Annotated in this window: 13 protein-coding genes; 4 read left to right on the top strand and 9 right to left on the bottom strand. The window is 41.8% G+C overall.

Translation table 11 applies throughout. The annotated features are described in order from the left end of the window. Position 1: 1 nt before the first annotated feature. The 3 genes from N482_RS13595 to N482_RS13605 are packed head-to-tail and all read right to left on the bottom strand — an operon-like array spanning position 2 to position 3,126. Positions 2-1,231, bottom strand: a complete 1,230-nt coding sequence (locus N482_RS13595) for a lipoprotein-releasing ABC transporter permease subunit (protein WP_063377547.1) — start codon at positions 1,229-1,231, stop codon at positions 2-4. Next, the gene (lolD, locus tag N482_RS13600; protein ID WP_063377548.1) at positions 1,224-1,931 is read right to left on the bottom strand and encodes a lipoprotein-releasing ABC transporter ATP-binding protein LolD; all 708 of its coding nucleotides are present in this window, start codon (positions 1,929-1,931) and stop codon (positions 1,224-1,226) included. Before lolD ends, N482_RS13595 begins: the two co-directional genes overlap by 8 nt. Further along, a complete protein-coding gene (locus N482_RS13605) occupies positions 1,924-3,126 on the bottom strand; it encodes a lipoprotein-releasing ABC transporter permease subunit (RefSeq protein ID WP_063377549.1) in 1,203 nt (400 codons plus the stop codon). Before N482_RS13605 ends, lolD begins: the two co-directional genes overlap by 8 nt. A gap of 156 nt (positions 3,127-3,282) precedes the next feature. Between N482_RS13605 and N482_RS13610 the strand changes: the two genes are divergently transcribed. Then, a complete protein-coding gene (locus N482_RS13610; protein ID WP_063377550.1) occupies positions 3,283-4,938 on the top strand; it encodes a SulP family inorganic anion transporter in 1,656 nt (551 codons plus the stop codon). Positions 4,939-4,945: 7 nt separating this feature from the next. Here the strand turns inward: N482_RS13610 and N482_RS13615 are convergent, their stop codons facing one another. Beyond that, positions 4,946-5,821 carry a LysR family transcriptional regulator gene (locus tag N482_RS13615; RefSeq protein ID WP_063377551.1) on the bottom strand — a complete coding sequence of 292 codons (876 nt, stop codon included), beginning with the start codon at positions 5,819-5,821 and terminating at the stop codon, positions 4,946-4,948. Positions 5,822-5,919: 98 nt separating this feature from the next. Between N482_RS13615 and N482_RS13620 the strand changes: the two genes are divergently transcribed. Both N482_RS13620 and fghA read left to right on the top strand, forming a co-directional pair. Further along, positions 5,920-7,041, top strand: coding sequence for an S-(hydroxymethyl)glutathione dehydrogenase/class III alcohol dehydrogenase (locus N482_RS13620; RefSeq protein WP_063377552.1), 1,122 nt, complete (start codon positions 5,920-5,922; stop codon positions 7,039-7,041). A 79-nt stretch (positions 7,042-7,120) separates the two neighbouring features. Beyond that, a complete protein-coding gene (gene fghA / locus N482_RS13625; RefSeq protein ID WP_063377553.1) occupies positions 7,121-7,963 on the top strand; it encodes an S-formylglutathione hydrolase in 843 nt (280 codons plus the stop codon). Positions 7,964-8,054: 91 nt separating this feature from the next. On the opposite strand, the gene N482_RS13630 is transcribed toward fghA, so the two are convergent. Continuing rightward, on the bottom strand, positions 8,055-9,956 hold the full coding sequence (locus tag N482_RS13630; RefSeq protein WP_063377554.1) for a beta-ketoacyl synthase: 1,902 nt from the start codon (positions 9,954-9,956) through the stop codon (positions 8,055-8,057). A gap of 122 nt (positions 9,957-10,078) precedes the next feature. On the opposite strand from N482_RS13630, the gene N482_RS13635 reads away from it, so the two are divergent. Then, positions 10,079-11,068 carry a GlxA family transcriptional regulator gene (locus tag N482_RS13635; protein WP_063377555.1) on the top strand — a complete coding sequence of 330 codons (990 nt, stop codon included), beginning with the start codon at positions 10,079-10,081 and terminating at the stop codon, positions 11,066-11,068. Here the strand turns inward: N482_RS13635 and N482_RS13640 are convergent, their stop codons facing one another. From N482_RS13640 to N482_RS13655, 4 genes are read right to left on the bottom strand one after another with little or no spacing between them, the layout of a single operon-like run. Beyond that, positions 11,069-11,548 carry a GreA/GreB family elongation factor gene (locus N482_RS13640; RefSeq protein ID WP_063377556.1) on the bottom strand — a complete coding sequence of 160 codons (480 nt, stop codon included), beginning with the start codon at positions 11,546-11,548 and terminating at the stop codon, positions 11,069-11,071. 58 nt (positions 11,549-11,606) lie between these two features. Beyond that, positions 11,607-13,496, bottom strand: a complete 1,890-nt coding sequence (locus N482_RS13645; protein WP_063377557.1) for a hypothetical protein — start codon at positions 13,494-13,496, stop codon at positions 11,607-11,609. A gap of 9 nt (positions 13,497-13,505) precedes the next feature. After that, positions 13,506-14,582 carry a hypothetical protein gene (locus N482_RS13650; RefSeq protein ID WP_063377558.1) on the bottom strand — a complete coding sequence of 359 codons (1,077 nt, stop codon included), beginning with the start codon at positions 14,580-14,582 and terminating at the stop codon, positions 13,506-13,508. Positions 14,583-14,637: 55 nt separating this feature from the next. Continuing rightward, the gene (locus N482_RS13655; protein WP_155730590.1) at positions 14,638-17,709 is read right to left on the bottom strand and encodes a hypothetical protein; all 3,072 of its coding nucleotides are present in this window, start codon (positions 17,707-17,709) and stop codon (positions 14,638-14,640) included. Between the last annotated feature and the right edge of the window lie 75 nt (positions 17,710-17,784).

Here is a 17,784-nt window from a genome sequence, read left to right on the forward strand (position 1 = left end):
ACTACCCGCCACCTAACACTCGAGCAGGCTCTATTTTAGTAGCCTGCCATGCCGGGTACACGCTCGACAGTACAGAGATAATTAACGTTGCGACCAATACAATGATAATATCAGCAAACACGAGTTTGCTCGGCAAAAACTCTATGAAGTAAACGCCCTGTAATGGGTTAGCACCATCAAGTGAAATCCACAAAGCGAACAAATCAGTGATACTTAACGCGATCAATGTGCCGAGTGCTAGCCCAAAAAAAGCTCCAACCATGGCATAACTCAGCCCTTGTACTGCAAATGTCATAAAAATCGTTTTATCCTGCATTCCCATGGTTTTAAGGATCGCAATATCTGCTTGTTTCTCTTTTACTTCCATCACCATGGATGAAATGATATTAAAGCTCGCAACCGCTATGATTAGAAAGACCACTAAATATACGATAGTTCTTACCATTTGAATATCTTGGTATAAACTTCCTTGTGTACGAAACCAACTCTCAACATACACAAGATCCGGCAGCGCTCTACCTGCACTCATAGCAATTGGATGTGCATTAAATACGTCATCAACAGAGAGTCTTAATCCTATTACCGTGTTTTCTGTTAACGATAACGCTTTTTGGATCTTTGGCAAACTGACCACCACGAGGTTTCTATCTACCTCACCGCCCATAGCTATAAACCCAGCAACTCTAAATGACACTCTTTTGGGTGCAGCAAGAGCATTTTTTGCGTGTTGGTTTGCAATTAATATGGTCACCTTGTCGCCAAATTGAACCTGCAATTGCTTTGCAATTTCTCTGCCTAACAAAATCTCTTCACTGGATAATTGGCTAAGCTGAAACGATTTTATATAAAGTCCAATACTTGATACACCTTGGTGCGTAGTAGGGTCAATAGCTTTAAGCTGAGCAGCTTTTAATTGACCTTTAAACTGGACCATTGCAGTGAGGTTTATCTCAGGTACCGCTGCCTTGACGCCAGGCTGTGCTTCTAGCAGTTGGACTTTCTCAGGCCAATTTTCTATTGGATCGTAGGGAGCCTGATAACTAACATGCGGCACAACGGATAACAGCCTTTCCTTAAGTTGGTGTTCAAAGCCATTTATAACCGACAGTGCAACAATCAGGACTGTCACACCGAGAAACACGCCGATGGTAGAAGCTTTACTTAAAAAGCCAAATAAACCACTGTGGTTTTTTGATTCACGAAGTCGCTTGCTTAAAAATAAACTAAGCATGCTTCATTCCATTAGCACCTTGGTAATCAACTAGCACACCGTCATCTAATTGCACTACCCGCCCCAACTTTTCAGCTAAATCTAAATCATGGGTTACAACAACAAAACTCGTTTCAAACTCTTGATTCAACTCGTTTAATAACTCATATATTTTAAGCGCATTGTGTTTGTCTAAGTTTCCGGTAGGTTCATCTGCCAGTACCAAAGAAGGCTTAGTCACCAACGCCCTAGCAATAGCTACACGTTGTCTTTCTCCACCAGACAGCTCAGAAGGTCGATGGTCAACTCTATGTGCTAAGCCTACTTTTTCTAGCATTTCAGTGGCTATTTGATTTGCTTCCGCTTTTGACTTGTCTGCTATCAACAATGGCATTGCAACATTTTCCAATGCACTAAAGTCCATTAACAAATGGTGAAATTGATAAATAAAACCCATATGGCGATTACGAAATTCAGCTTGCTTAGCCCGCGAAAGCTCGTCAACTGCCACGCCCTTGATTTTTAAACTACCATCTGTTGCGCCGTCAAGCGTCCCCAGTATATGCAACAGTGTGCTTTTTCCTGAGCCTGAGCTTCCTACAATAGATAAGGTTTCTCCTTGTTTCAGCGATAGGTCAACACCTTTTAATACTGAAACCTGTGAGCCAGCTTCTTGATAAGACTTGCTTAATTTTTGACACTGAATAACGGGATCACTCATATCTTAATACCTCAGCAGGCATCACTTTTGCTGCTTTTTTGGCAGGGTAAAGTGTTGCTATAAAACTTAATAATAAACTTGTAAAAATAATGAAAGACAGACTGACTGAATCAAACTTAACAGGCAGCGCCATCCCTCCTAGAAGAGATAAGCCAACTAAATTCAGCACTTCATTTATATTGGCCGCAAGTGCAATACCTAAAACAGACCCTATTACAGTACCAACAACTCCGTTATATAAACCTTGAACCATGAATACTTGAGCGATTCTACTTGGTGTAAACCCTAAAGTTTGTAAAATTGCTACCTCTCCTTGTTTTTCACTGACCATCATGGAAAGAGCTGAAACGATATTAAACACCGCGACAATGACGATCAATGCGAGCAGCAAAGACATCACACGCTTCTCCATAGCGACTGCTGCGAACAGCGCGCCTTGCTGTACTTGCCAATCTTGATATTCGTACTGAGAGAGCAATGCATGATTAGTTTGTTTAAACTGCACAACAGAAAAAGCGTCTTCAAGTGTGATACTTACATCGTACTCATCTGGCTTTTTCTTTAATAACTTCAATAAACTAGCGCCATCGGCAAACGCTAAGCTAGTATCGGCTTCACTGGCTGAATTATAAATCACGGCGACTGTAAATAAGCGCTGCTTTGGCACCCGCCCTAGCGGAGTGTAGCTCGTAATATCAGGAAAAATAACACGCACCTTGCTCCCGAGCCTAACATCAAGCTTGTTTGCCAGAAAACGACTCAGGGCCAATTGATAACGCGAATCTTCTAGGGATTGAACACTGCCTGATTCGACATGCTTAGAAATAGTACTAGGGTAACCTTTGAATGCGCCTTGTAACCTTACACCCACCAGCTCTTTATTTGTTTGCAAGATTACATCCGATGTTATGTATGGCGTAACATGCTGGACACGGGGCAATGTTGCAAACTGCTCAGCTTCTATTCGAGGCTGGTCTGGTGTTTTTTTCGAAAGTTGCACATGCGGTATTAAATCTAGCATGGCATTTTTCAAACTCTGCTCAAAGCCATTCATAACCGAATTGACCGTTATTAATGACATAAGTCCAAGTGCTATACCTGCAATTGAGAAGAAAGATATAAAAGAAACAAAAGCGTTACCTTTCGAGGAACGACTGTACCTAAGCCCGACAAACAAGCTAACCGATTGAAACATATTAAAAATTTAATTCTGAATTTTCATCTAGGAGCTAATCCTAACACAGATAGGAATTTACGGTCACACCTAGTTGTGTAAAAAATTTTTAATTATCCGCTACTTAATGTCTAAATTTAGTGTAAAATGCGTGAAATCTTGCGGTATGGAAGTTCTATGTTATCCCTAGACAGATTTAAGCATATGAATTTAAAGGGAGATTTATTCGGTGGTGTGACCACCGCGATCATTTCTCTCCCTCTTGCCCTTGCCTTCGGGGTTGCTTCTGGTGCCGGTGCAGAAGCAGGAATGTGGGGCGCTATTCTCGTCGGCCTTTTTGCTGCCTTATTTGGCGGTTCAACCTCCTTAATCTCTGAGCCAACAGGTCCGATGACTGTTATTATGACAGCTGTTCTGACTACCATGATGGCTCAATATCCCCAAAGCGGCCTTGCTATGGGCTTTACAGTCGTTATGATGGCTGGAGCATTCCAAATACTTTTGGGTACACTAAAGTTAGGCAAGTACATCACTCTTATGCCATACAGCGTGATATCAGGGTTTATGTCTGGCATCGGTGTGATCCTCATAATTTTGCAACTTGCACCATTACTTGGGCATCAAGCGCCCGCTGGTGGTGTTTTAGGCACGTTGTCCGCACTGCCAACCTTAATACTTGATTTGCACTTTGCAGAATTATTTCTAGGTGCAATTACACTTGCAATATTGTTTTATTTGCCACAAAAGTATCGACAATATATGCCTGCACAGCTTGTTGCCTTAGTTGCAGTTACCCTTCTTTCGATCATATTGTTTGATACAGACAGTATTAATCGCATCGGTGAGATCCCAAGCGGACTACCTTCGATAGTGTGGCCAACTTTTACTGCTGACCAATTTACCTCGATGGTAATAGACGCATTGGTACTTGGTACATTAGGCTGCATAGATACACTGCTTACCGCTGTTATTGGAGACAGTTTAACCAGAACCGAACACGACTCTGACAAAGAATTACGTGGCCAAGGTATTGCAAATATGATCTCTGGGCTGTTTGGTGCGTTGCCAGGCGCTGGTGCAACAATGGGAACCGTTGTAAACATTCAAGTAGGTGCAAGATCTCCCCTCGCTGGTATTATCAGAGCACTCATTCTAATGGCCGTGGTTTTTGTAGCTGGTAGTCTGACAGAACCAATTCCAATGGCTGTATTAGCAGGTATCGCTGTATACGTAGGTTATAACATACTTGATTGGAGCTTTATTCAGCGCGCGCACAAGATCAGTATCAGCCAGATGGCGATCATGTATGGTGTTATGCTACTAACCGTGTTTGTTGATTTGATTGTTGCTGTGGGATTAGGTGTTTTCATTTCTAATATTATGGTGATTGAGAGGTTGAGCCGTGTGCAAGAGCAACACGTGAAAGCAATCAGTGACAGTGATACTGACGAGGATGTACCTCTAACCTCGCATGAGAAATCTCTACTTGAAAAAGCACAAGGTCAGTTACTATTTTTCTACTTATCTGGCCCAATGATTTTTAGCGTATCAAAAGCTATCGCTCGTCAACATAGGCAGATTAGCGAATATAAAACGATGGTTTTGGACTTGAGTGACGTTGCGATGTTGGACGTAACAGTAAGCCTTGCTATTGAAAACGCTATCTCAGACGCAGTTGATGCAAACGTACAAGTGTTTATCTATTCACCGAATCAGGAAACGAGTGAAAGGTTAAACAAGATTAATGTACGTGAAAAGCTAGGCGATGATGCATTTTGTCATAGCCGAGAATCAGCACTAAACAAAGCGTTGGATGTTATGAATTTAAGTTAAAAGGGTGTTAGTATCTTCCTAACCCTTTAGCAAGAAACTCAAGTAATTCTCTAACAGAAGTGGGCAAATACCTTCTGGGTGGATATACCGCCCAGATCCCTTCTGACTCTGGCTCAAACTGTTGTAAGACCTCTACCAATGCACCGTTCGCGATTGCTTCCTCTAAGTAATAGTGTGGAAGTTGCACCAAACCAAGGCCCTGCTCAGCCGCATTCACTAATGCCCACCCGCTGTTACACCTTAGTCTACCTTTAACATGTAAATGCACCTCTTTCCCTTCATCTACAAACCTCCATACACTTGACTTGCCCAACAAGCAGTAATGGTGCTCTAAATCATTCAGATTTTCTAATTTAGGTACGTTAAGCAAATATTTGGGCGCGCCACATACCAAAGTTTGCCGGTGAGCTAGCAATCTCGCTCTTAAAGAAGAGTCCTTTAAGTTGCCAAGTCTAATTGCAAAATCAAAGCCCTGCTCTATCAAATCAAGCTGATTGTTATTTAGCTCCATATCTATCTGAATATTGGGATATAAAGACATAAACTTATTAACGAGTGGCATGATGTATTGCTCTCCATACATCACAGGTGCAGTTATTTTTATTTTACCCGCTGGTTCCGCATCACGTTGCCGAAGTGCAGATGTTGCATCATCAAGGACATGCTGCAAGTGTTTAGCATGAGATAAAAAAACGTTTCCCTCTGTAGTTAGAGATAATTTGCGCGTCGTACGATTTAATAATTGGTAGCCTAACGTTCCCTCTAATGCTTTCACACGACGACTGACTTGCGCTACGGATGTATCCAATTGTTCTGCGGCCCCAGTAAATGAACCACACACCGCAACCGCGACGAATTCATCAATACCCACCCATCTGTCCATTATTACATATCCGTAAAAGTATTTTATTATTTTATAGATTATCAAATTTACAATAAAGGTTATACTAAGCTCATCTATAAAAGTAGGAAAACAAAGAAATGGGACAATTTATCAAATCAAAAGCAGCCATTGCATGGGGCCCTGGTCAACCACTTAGCATTGAAGAAGTAGATGTAATGATGCCTCAAGCTGGCGAAGTGTTGGTAAAAATTACCGCTACTGGCGTTTGTCATACAGATGCTTTCACCCTTTCTGGCGACGATCCTGAAGGCGTATTCCCTGCGATTCTAGGCCATGAAGGCGCTGGTATTGTCGAAGCTGTTGGAGAAGGAGTAACTGGTCTAGCAGCTGGCGATCATGTTATTCCACTTTACACCCCAGAGTGCGGCGAATGTAAGTTCTGTACTTCAGGTAAAACTAACTTGTGTCAAAAAATTCGCGAGACTCAAGGTAAAGGTTTAATGCCAGATGGTACAACACGCTTCTATAAAGACGGTGAACCAATCTACCATTACATGGGAACTTCTACGTTCTCAGAGTATACCGTACTGCCAGAGATCTCTCTTGCGAAAGTAAACGAAGAGGCTCCGCTTGAAGAAATTTGCTTGCTCGGTTGTGGCGTCACAACAGGTATGGGTGCTGTACTTAATACCGCTAAAGTGCAAAATGGAGACACAGTTGCAATTTTTGGCTTAGGCGGTATTGGTCTGTCTGCCATCATCGGCGCTACGATGGCAGGTGCAGGCCGTATTATCGGTATTGATATCAATACTGACAAATTTGAATTAGCCACAAAGCTAGGTGCAACTGATTTAATCAACCCGAATGACTACGACAAACCTATTCAGGACGTCATAGTTGAGATGACAGATGGCGGTGTTGATTTCTCATTTGAGTGTATCGGCAACGTTAATGTTATGCGAAGCGCACTTGAGTGTTGTCATAAAGGCTGGGGTGAATCGGTAATCATTGGTGTCGCTGGTGCTGGGCAAGAAATCTCTACAAGGCCTTTCCAATTGGTGACAGGCCGCGTTTGGCGCGGTAGTGCTTTTGGTGGCGTAAAAGGTCGCTCTGAGCTGCCTGAAATCGTAGAGAGATATATGGATGGCGAATTCAAACTCAATGACTTTATTACGCACACAATGAAACTTGAAGACATTAATGAGGCATTTGATTTGATGCACAAAGGCGAAAGTATTCGCTCTGTCATCCACTACTAAATGCCTAAGCGGCGGTGGATTTTCCTACCGCCAATAAACCAAACTTCAATCCAAATAACGTAAGGGTGTATTAGTAAGTATGGAATTGATCAGCGAAAACAAAGTATTCGGCGGTTGGCATAAGCGCTATAAACACACAAGCATCGTTAATAATTGCGTGATGACTTTTGCAGTTTTTTTACCTGAGCAAGTCGCAAGTGGTGAACGGGTTCCTTCTTTATATTGGTTATCAGGGTTAACCTGTAGTGACGAGAACTTTATGCAAAAAGCCGGCGTGTTTGAATATGCAAACGAGCATGGTATAGCCATAATCGCACCTGATACAAGCCCAAGAGGTGAAGATGTTGCTGATGACAGTGTTGGTGCGTATGATTTTGGTTTAGGAGCTGGCTTCTATATCAACGCGACACAAGCGCCTTTTAGTCGCCATTACAATATGTATGAGTACATCACCAAAGAATTACCCGCACTTATTGAAGCCAACTTCCCTTTAAACGGCAAAAAAAGTATTAGTGGGCACTCAATGGGCGGACATGGCGCATTAGTCATTGGTTTGCGAAATAGCCAAGATTACGAGAGCATATCTGCATTTTCACCTATCGTTAATCCTATTAACTGTCCTTGGGGTCAAAAAGCGTTTAAAGGTTACCTAGGTGGCGATACTGCTACTTGGAATGAGTACGATGCTACTATATTAATGCAAACATCATCTTACGAAAGAAAACTCCCTATCAAGATAGATCAAGGTGCCGCAGATCAGTTTTTGGAGTCACAGTTAAAGCCTGAAAACTTTGTAAAAGCTGCAAGTGCTAATAACTTTGAAGTCGATTATCAGAACCATGAAGGTTATGATCACAGTTATTTTTTCATTTCTTCTTTTATCGAACACCACATTGAATTTCATGCAAATTTCTTAAAGTGAGTGTCGTTGCGCTGCTGTGTTATTTGTTAAACTACAAACAGAAAAAAGGCGCTTTTCCCTAGCGCCTTTAATTGCTTAACATTAATTCTAATTACTTACTGATATCCTGATACTGATTCAAATTATTTAGGGATATCGGCTGTTCAAATCCTGGTATATATAATTCACCCTGATCAAGTTTTAAACCAGACTCATCAATCATACCGTTGCCGAAACGATAAATGAGCTCGTATTGACCAAGATCAGCCGCGTCTTTATAAGCTTGCTGATTAACGAGAGTTTGATTCAACTTTTGTGAATAGGATTTAAGCGCTTCTTCTCCATGACGTTTTCTCAATAGACTTTGAGTCACATTAGGTGAGAATACGGTCGCTGTCGCATTATTACCACCAAACCCTTTCGAGTTAATAAATGCGACATCCATTTCACCGCAGTCATAGTGTTCTGTTCGGATGTCTAGGTGCTCATTCCATACATCATCAGCAACTTTATCGATAGTTGTAATGCCCGGCATAATATTATGGCTAAATACACCTAATGCCATCGCCAGTTGATCACCAGAAGCTGGAGCGATTGTGTGACCTACAAATGCCTTTGGTGCTGCTAACTTCCATCCTTCAATTGAGAATGCTTCAGCAACTTTATGATAAATTGCTGATTCAGTAACACGGTTTTGTGGAGTACTCGAACCATGTGCTAGGATGAAACTGCGTTTTTGTAAGGATTCAGACCCAACAATTTGCTGTGCAAGCGCAACGGATTTAGCCATCGTAATGTAATTACCTGGCCCTGGCGCTGTTATAGATTTTTTAACACCATCAGCATTTACAAACACGTCCACGACCGAACCCATTACTTCAGCGCCTAATTCAAGTGCTAGCTTGTCATCCATTAAAATCGCAACTTGTGCACCTTCACCAATTGTGAAACCACAGTTATCACCAAACGGTCTACTGGTCCTACGGTGATCTGCAACGTCTGAGTTATCAAGCTTTTTCAAGCCCTCTTCGTTTGCTAATGCGCCCATATTACCAAAGCCTTCAATGACTTCTGGTGTCAACGCACATTCTACACTCGCAACAACTGCAATGCGTGTACGCCCAGCTTGAATGTCATTTACAGCGGCTCTTAGATTATACAAGAATGTTGCACACGCACCCGTTGTAGAAAAAGTCGTTCCAACACTTCCGGTAACATATGCATTGATGAAGTCAGTAGACATAGTGTTTAAGCCCAAAGCTAGCTGCTTTGTGCTTACACGATCACCCTTTAATCTGTTTCGAACGAGACCACCAAGACCCTCTGCGTCCATTTGTCCCGCCACAGAAGCCGAGTAAGTCCCAATTTCGTCAGGCTTTACACTGTTAATTACTTGGTCCCAATCTAGGCCTGTTGACTTAATCGCATCGGTTGCAGCAAAAATAGTAGCTTGCAAGCCTCTTGGCTGATAGCGGCTATTGTACATTTTCGCAGGTTCAAAGCCGGTCGGTAGCTGACCTGCCGCTTTTACCGGATTATCCCTATAACTATCATGTTTTATTTCTAGCTGCTCAGGAACTCTAACGCTAACCATTTTTGGTTCAATTTCCTCAACAACCCAACTACTAGGCACCGGTGACGGTAAGTCGCGTTTTCTACAAGTAAAAGAGATACCGTCACTACTATTTGCGGTAATCGTCAGCTTTTGGTGCCAATGTGTGGCATCCACATCAAAGTGATTTTTTTCTATTTTTCTAATCAAAGTGCCAGAAATTATCTGCTCACCGAATTTTTTCTCAACATCTTCAGGACACACGACCTCACCGTCTTGAGTTACTAGTTTGCCTTCTTCAAAAGATACTAAGTTCATCAACGTGGCGAGGCCAAGAAAAGTTTCCTTTCTCGCAGCATCATCAAGCTTATCAAGTATGATTCTTCGGTAACCTTGGTGGAAAGATGTACGACCTGCGGCGTTGATACCGCCCATACCGACTATGATAGGTAATGCTGTCATATATAACTCGTTTAATACTTATTTGTTGCAATAATTCTAGAATGAAGTAGATAATATAACTTCACACATTTCGCCATTAATCATGCCTTTTTCGCCAACATAGAGTGGTCAGATGAGTTATAATGAATCAAATTAGAATAGCACTAACATTATATGAACAATTATTAATCACTAGCGTAACTTTACCAATTGAAATGCTCCGCGCTGGCGAAGCATTTGCAAAACGGCACTCACGAGACTCATTCGTGCCGCTTAACATAGAGTGTTTAAGCCAGACAGGTGAAGTTATAAAAACACCAATGGGCCTTTCTATGGACATACAGTCCAATTTTAAAGCATTGAAGGAGTATGATTATGTGATTTTACCGAGCATTTGGCGTAATCCAAGACCCGTTGTTGCCAATAACCCTCAGCTTGCAGAGAGTCTGTCAGAGGCTTGGCATCACGGTGCAACTTTAATTGGCGTGGGCACTGGAGTGTGCTTTTTAGCAGAATCAGTAGTACTAGACAGCCATTCTGCTACGACACATTGGCACTACGCCAAGCAATTTTCAAAACGCTACCCTAATGTTCAGCTGAAACCTGACTACTTCATCACACAATCCGATCGCATATATACAGTAGCAAGCCTCAATGCCTTGGCTGACGTAATTGTACATCTAATTGGTCAGTTTTATGGCAAAGAGGCAGCCAATCACGTCCAGCAAAACTTTTCTCATGAAATCAGAAAGCCGTATGAGGAACAGCGTTATTTAGAAGGCGCTGTTGACAGACATAGTGATGAGCAAATCGCTGCAATTCAGTTTTGGCTGAAAAATAACGCAAACTCAATCTCTTCGCTTAGTGATGTGGCAGAACAGTTTGACATGAGCTATCGCAGTTTTAATAGGCGTTTTAAGTCAGCAACTGGAAAAACGGCTATTCATTATGTACAAGAGGTTAGAATACAACAGGCCTCTGATCTACTGTCTTCAACCAACTTGAGTATTCAAGACATCGCACTGACCGTGGGCTTTAGCTCGCAAAGTCAATTATCACGAGCATTTAAAGAGCACATGAACCAGACACCAAGCAATTACCGGCAAATCGTCAGGAAAAAGTTATTTTCGTAATTACAGAATGTTTTCAATACATAGATATTGAATACGGCCATTAAAATTAAATTCGACCTCGTCACCTGAGCTTTTACCCGTAATAGCTTGTCCCAGTGGCGAGGCTAACGTCAAAATCATAACGTGATTTGACCCGAACTCAATTTTTAGCCCCCCTTCTGTCGGTCCAATGAAATACCAGCTCGAGGCAGCAGTTTCTTCGTCCGACACTCGCACTAGTGCGCCCTCAACGACATGTTCCGTTATATTTAAGCTATAGACCTCTTTAAAAGCGTTTATGGAACTTATTGCCTGCTCAACTCTCTCACTTTGGCCCTCGGCTAAATAACCCGATTCAATACTCAAAGAGTCATATTGAGTTTCTGCGGCGCTCTGTTCGTGGATAGCATCCTGACGAGCACTATCAGCCGCAGCTTTAGCTTCATACAACTTACCTTCTAGGGCGAGTTTCAACGCCTCAATAACAACTATTTTCTTCACTGTATCCTCTGAAAAGTAAAAAGGGCCAATAGGCCCTTCTTGCTTTTACTCATTAAATTTAAAACAAAGACTCGAAGCTGCCATCTGGAAACAACACTCCAGGGATCCCTCGAATAGTCCTAACATCCCCAACGGTTTTATCACCAAAATAAAATCCGCCAGTATAGAGCTTATCTTTCTTCTTGATATCAACCCAATAGCCGTCTCTACCGCGAACGATTAAGTTAATATTGCCACCGACATTTGTTACTGTTAATTCGCTTACATGTCCGCCTAATATCATTGCGACATCAATCGTACCAAAGTTAGTAAAAGTGTTGGGCTCCCCGTCCAGTTGCATGCGAAGATCTTTACCACCATTTAGCGCCAATTCTAACTGTACTCCAAATGTAAGATCAAGTTCCTCAGTTAACGCATGCGGAGACCGTTCACTGGCATAAAGCCTAATCGGTGTAGTTTGATTTGGAGTCGTTAGTACACCATCTACCATCAGATATGGAATTATCGTTTTAGTTAAACGTATGTTCAGTGCTTCACGAATCGCATTAAGCTCAATTTTGCCAGTTAAAACAGCATTCGTTTGTGTCAGCTCTAAGCTACCTTTAGCTGACGCTACACCAGTTACCTCTTGTACATTGTTTGGATCAAAACTGCTACTAGACACAATTTCAAAAGTTTCAAATGTAAAGTTTAGATTTGTGCCTGCTTTGGTAACGACACCGCCACCTGTACCAACTACCTTATCTCCTAAGGTTGGGCTAATTCGCCACTCTGGAACACTAACATCAATATTAACATCGAAGCCACGACGAGTTCCAGTGACCTTCCAACGAAAACCTGACTGTATTTCATAGGTAATATCTAAACCAGTTAATTCATACTGCCCCGCCTCAGAACCCTCTGCAGGAGATACGTGCTTTACAACATCTCCTATCACCTCTCCGATCGTCACTAAAGCCTCTTGTGCATCATCACTCGCGATGTTTTCAACATCATTAAGTTTTTCTTTTAATTCTGCACTGTATTGTTCATCTTGAAGCCTAAGTACGCCAAGTGCATTTCTTAATTCACTTAGCAGCTCATTACTATAAGGCGTGATGGAGCTTTGCATTTTATCTAGTGGTCGCAATCTAAATAACTCATTAACCTCGAGAAGTGTTTTTGCCGCGTGTTGGCGATATAAAGTGTTAGTGTCTTCACCTAATAGCGTGTCTGATAGATATTCATTCGCCAACTCCGAGTACGAAGTCCAAATGTCGTTATCCTCAGACATGGCTGCGTTGAACGCATCGACAAACTGTGACGAGTTAGAAATTTCTGATTGGTATTGCTGCATGATGTCTGCGTAAGTAATTGCACTGGCGACATATTCTGCTTTTCTACGTTGTAGCACAGAGTTAATTGTTAAATGGTAGTGCGGCGCTGCTGTCAATGATAGTGGTCGGCTATCATAATTACTAAACGTAACTGCGCTCGAATAAGGCGATAAATAAAGCTGATTCAGACCTGGCACTGGAAGCGCGATGAGTTCTAAGTTTAATTTAGCATTGACTGGTTCACCAAAGTCAATTTCATTATTTTCGTTTAGATCGTTGGGGTCATTCAACTTGGATCTGCCACAACCAAGCATTCTAGGACACATTATTTGGTCGTTTTGTGGCTCAAATTTAATATGGTACTGTCCGCCTACAGCTAATGTGATGCTAAACTGACTCAAGGAATCCGTTGTGTGACTAGAAATAGAGCTATCTTGTAGATTAGTGATAACCAATTCACCTTTTTGCTCTAAAAATGAGGGTAAATAAAACTCTACTTCAGCTTCTAATTGCGCGTTTACATCATTGCCAAACCCAGGTTCAATATCCAATACTTTTGGCGCATCACCACCACTTCCACCGCAACCAGCTAGAGAGACAACCAAAGCGCATATTACACTTAACTTTTTCATAATTACTCCCTAAAACGCGAACTTAAAATACCAGTTAATTTTTGCATAATATGCATCATCTAAATCTAGTTTGTCCGTTTTAACCGAGACCCCAAAATACTTATTTGTAATGCCAAGCTCTACCGCCTTTGAATGTGTTTCATATCCAGAAAATATGCTCCAATTATCGCTAAAGTGATAATGGACATTGCTTTGAATAAATGTGTCGCTGTTATACTTTCGGGTAAATACATCAAATGAAAATTGATCGTTGTATCGGTAAGATATATCAAAATAGTAGCGAGCATCATGTTCAAATGAATACTCAATTTCACCGCCAAAAGCAGAGGTTTGGAATCGAACTGATGGCTCAGTAACTATACTATCTCCTTGCTCTGTAAAAGGTACTTCTGTTGTAAACCCATTTACAAACCCAACCCCATCATATTTAGTTTCATTGATTAAATCTTTTGCTCTTATCGACAGTTTAAGGTCATCATTTACTTGCCATTTAACTTCAAGATCAAATGAGTACCCTTTTCCATCTGGTCTTTCGGTAGGAGTGAAAGACTTAAACAGTATATCTCGTGAAAAATAGTACTCAGTCTGTAATTGCCCTTTAATTTCATCACTGAATACGTTGCCATCGACGACGGCGTCTTGGAAATGTGCACTTTGGTAATATGTCACTTTGGGTGTAATCGTGATCCCATTACCGAGCGCTTCTATGTCATAAGCTAAAAATACGCCATGTGTTGTAGACTGCTTACCTTTGAGTAAATATCGATAGTTTCTCTTTTCAAAAGATAAATCATTTTTCTCCAAATAAGTGAATAGTGCAGTATCGGGATCGAATTCCAAAACATAGTTGTAACGACTTTGCGCACCCAAAGAAAACCCTTTGTACTTCACTCCTAGTTCAAAAATATTGTAAGTAAACGCACTATCGCCTGAAGTTAGCGGGTGATTAAATTCATCAAGGAAAGACTTTACAGGCTGTGCTTCTGTATAAACCTCAGACTCAAACGAGTGAAGAAGCTCAAGGTCTGCCGCACTGGAAGTAAACGCCGCACACAGCGCCATAGTAGAAAGGCTGTATTTTATCATAAGCAAGTAGAACAAAGGCGGAACTATTGTGCCGCCTTTCCTGTGTTATTATTTTTTATTGATTGGTCGATTGACCTAAGAAGTCAATGTCAGTGTAGTCAATTGAAACACCGTCTATGTACGTGACTCGGAATCCATTGGTGATTTCAAGTACATCACCCACTTTTAATGGAGACGAGTTATTGTTGATTAAGACCTCACCTACAAGCGGAGCATCTGAATCGACTAGATTGACATTGAAGGCGTAACCATTAAACAAATCTAACGTCACCTTTGCCATACCCAGTTCATCAACGCCATCTTCATTTCTCAATGCTAGCTCAAGGCCCATTACTAGGTCTTGCGTTGTGCCGTTGATTCTTACATCTGCAACTTCAATCGCGTCATCAACAAATAGAGGGGATGGATTGCCATTTGCATCCACTGAAGTCAACTCAGCAAACACTGTGCCATTGAAGCCATATTGACCATCAATAAACTCAACGATATTGAACGTTTCAGCTTTGGACGCCTCAAAATCTTTAGCGTCTTCAATCGTCGCAATGTTGCCGTCGATTGAAATTACTGAACATGACGCGTTAGGTGTATCTATCGTGCCAAGAGCCCAACGTTCACACTCTGCTAAATCTGGTGACTTCACTTCAACAGTTTGACCTTCAACCGCTTTTAACATACCGCTCCAAGTCAAAATAATCCTACTGGAGGCACCTGAGTTTACTTGCGCAACTGCCGAAATATCAGTGCCTTCCTGAGCATTACTCAATTCAATTCGATACCCGTCTGTGTCGTATGTATACGTCCAAGCCGGATAGTTTGGCGCTGTACCTGTATTAAACCCAGAACCAAGGTCTTGCTCCCAAATGTCTCTTACTACATCATAAACTACTTCGCCGGCATTAAAGACTGCATCTGCGCCATCTTTTGTAACAAACCCAATTGAAGTAAGTTTGGTTGTGCCTTCCTTACCTCTCGCCACATCAAACCCTGCCGAAATCTGGGTTCGTAGTGCGCGAATTGACTGATCTTTCGCTCTAAATGCTGCGAGATTTGAGTTAAATTGACTTTCAATGCCTTGCACATCTGCAAGAATTTGTTCTGCCTCTTCCTTTTGGGAGTCTGTTGCAGATGAAACATAACTTTCAGCTCGCGTTTTTGCCAACGCGATGTCACTAAGAATTCCGTCCACACCGCTATTTATTTCACCAAACAATTCAACTGCACTTTGTGCTGTTGCTAGTGCAACCTCAAGAGAGCTTGTGTCTGTAGCAGCAGCAAACTGGCTAGTTGCATCTTCTACCGTGTTATCTAAAGTATTATTTTGAGCATTGAAGCTGTTTTGAGTCTCGACAATTCTCGCTAGCGCGATTTCAGCTAATATTTTCGCGGTATTGTCACCATCGTCAAACGCATTTAGTGCCTTTTGTAGCTCTTCATTCGCACTTGTCACCAAAATAGTATAATTAGAATTCACAGTGTTGGCACTCTGTAACAGTGCTTGCGCACCAGTTAGTACAGCTTGCGCATCACTCGTTATAGAAGAGAATGACTCTGCACTGCTCTCAATGAGGGTCACTTGTGCGATTAGGTTCGTAATATCAGAAATGAGATTACTCGAAGTAATCGTTACAACTAAACCATCCGCCAATTGTAAATAAGCTTCTTTTTGAGCCTGCGTATCAAGTGTTTGACCCGCAGTAACTACAGCAGCCAAGCTCGTATTTAGTCCATCAAACTGTTCATTCAATGCAGCGAATCTAGCCTGAGCATTTGTCAGTGCTTCGCTTAACTGAGCAACCCCTTCGTTAATCAGTGCTTGATCATCTGCATTACACTCATCGCCAGTACAACCTAGATCTTCAACAGCTTTTTTAGAGTCTTCCGCAGCATCATTCAAAGTCGCTTCATCTGTTGCACCGGCTTCAATCGCGTTGTCTCGCGCTTCTTTTGCTTTATCTGCCAAATCAGAAATTTCATCATCGTCCAATTCTGGGGCTATTTCTTTTAAAGCACTCTTTATCGCTTCAATATCTCCACTGGCAATGGCCACAAATACAGTTGCTGTTTTCGTTACTTCCTCTTGAAGTGTTGCGGCAAGCGCTGCAACAGCTTGGTTACTACTACCCTTTACTGCGCCACCAGACACCCCTTCTTTCAGAACGCCTATAACTGAATCTAAAGAAGAACCAACGCCATTGGAAGCGATATTCTGTATCGTCGATGCAACATTGATTAAGGTAAGAGTACCTGCATTAATCACATCTTCAGGCCCAACATTTGTAAAGTCGATTGCTCCTCCAATAGAAATATCACCCGCAAGGAGAATCGCCTCTTTCGCAGCATCTGGACCCAATAGCAAGAGTAAAGTATTTAAACTCGCTTTTGATATTGCATCGCTGGTAACAGCATTTCCGTTTTCAGACTCCGCTTGCAGCAACTCCGTTGCAAGACTTGTAAAAATTGTTGCATTGGCAGTGTATGCTTTTGTTGTACCTTCAGCCCCTTTTGCTTTTTGACTTGCTTGGGCGGTTATTTCCTTCACGACATTTAACGTCAAGTCATCTTGGTACCATTCATCAAAATCGACTTTTAAATTGGCGTTCACGTCAAGGTCAGAAGCAGCTGAAAAAGAACCACACCCTAAAATTGCATCACATTTAATGGAGCCACTGGATTTGGTTGTCTTAACAGTGATATAAAGTGCACCACTAAAACTCTGGTCAATGTAAAAACCGTAGGTGCCATCGTCAGCAGTCTGCAGCGAACTTGGACTGCCAGCAATGATTTGTGTATTTGCTTTTGCGATGGCTTCACTTTCTGTTGAGGAAGTAGCCTTTTCTTCGACACTCACTAACTCAGACCTAAAAGCAATATCGATTAGTTCACCGTCTTTCAGCTCTTTAACGGTTAATTCTGCACCTCGCATAGTTCCTTTAACCGCTTTGCCCGAAACAAAAACATTGAACTCTGCGGTGGCCGTACCTTCTACATCTGTAGGGTCTATGGGGGTTACTGGATCGACTGGTACAGTAGAGGCACCGTCTTCACTGTCAAAAAGACTACATCCAGTTAAACCAAGTGTTAAAGCTAGCGATGCAGCTAATGGGGTAAGGTAAATTTTATTATTCACCACTGAGGCCTCCTTAAATGCCCAACATTTTTCTTTTAGTTATATAAAGCGTAGTTGTAAAAGAATAAAACTCTA

The sequence above is a fragment of the Pseudoalteromonas luteoviolacea NCIMB 1942 genome (assembly GCF_001625595.1).
Lineage (GTDB): Bacteria > Pseudomonadota > Gammaproteobacteria > Enterobacterales > Alteromonadaceae > Pseudoalteromonas > Pseudoalteromonas luteoviolacea_A.

Bases quoted from the DNA above. Each gene is read 5' to 3' on its own strand.
- N482_RS13610 (WP_063377550.1), top strand. From the start codon at position 3,283: ATGTTATCCCTAGACAGATTTAAGCATATGAATTTAAAGGGAGATTTA.
- N482_RS13645 (WP_063377557.1), bottom strand. From the start codon at position 13,496: ATGAAAAAGTTAAGTGTAATATGCGCTTTGGTTGTCTCTCTAGCTGGT.
- N482_RS13635 (WP_063377555.1), top strand. From the start codon at position 10,079: ATGAATCAAATTAGAATAGCACTAACATTATATGAACAATTATTAATC.
- fghA (WP_063377553.1), top strand. From the start codon at position 7,121: ATGGAATTGATCAGCGAAAACAAAGTATTCGGCGGTTGGCATAAGCGC.
- N482_RS13605 (WP_063377549.1), bottom strand. From the start codon at position 3,126: ATGTTTCAATCGGTTAGCTTGTTTGTCGGGCTTAGGTACAGTCGTTCC.
- lolD (WP_063377548.1), bottom strand. From the start codon at position 1,931: ATGAGTGATCCCGTTATTCAGTGTCAAAAATTAAGCAAGTCTTATCAA.
- N482_RS13650 (WP_063377558.1), bottom strand. From the start codon at position 14,582: ATGATAAAATACAGCCTTTCTACTATGGCGCTGTGTGCGGCGTTTACT.
- N482_RS13620 (WP_063377552.1), top strand. From the start codon at position 5,920: ATGGGACAATTTATCAAATCAAAAGCAGCCATTGCATGGGGCCCTGGT.
- N482_RS13630 (WP_063377554.1), bottom strand. From the start codon at position 9,956: ATGACAGCATTACCTATCATAGTCGGTATGGGCGGTATCAACGCCGCA.
- N482_RS13595 (WP_063377547.1), bottom strand. From the start codon at position 1,231: ATGCTTAGTTTATTTTTAAGCAAGCGACTTCGTGAATCAAAAAACCAC.
- N482_RS13615 (WP_063377551.1), bottom strand. From the start codon at position 5,821: ATGGACAGATGGGTGGGTATTGATGAATTCGTCGCGGTTGCGGTGTGT.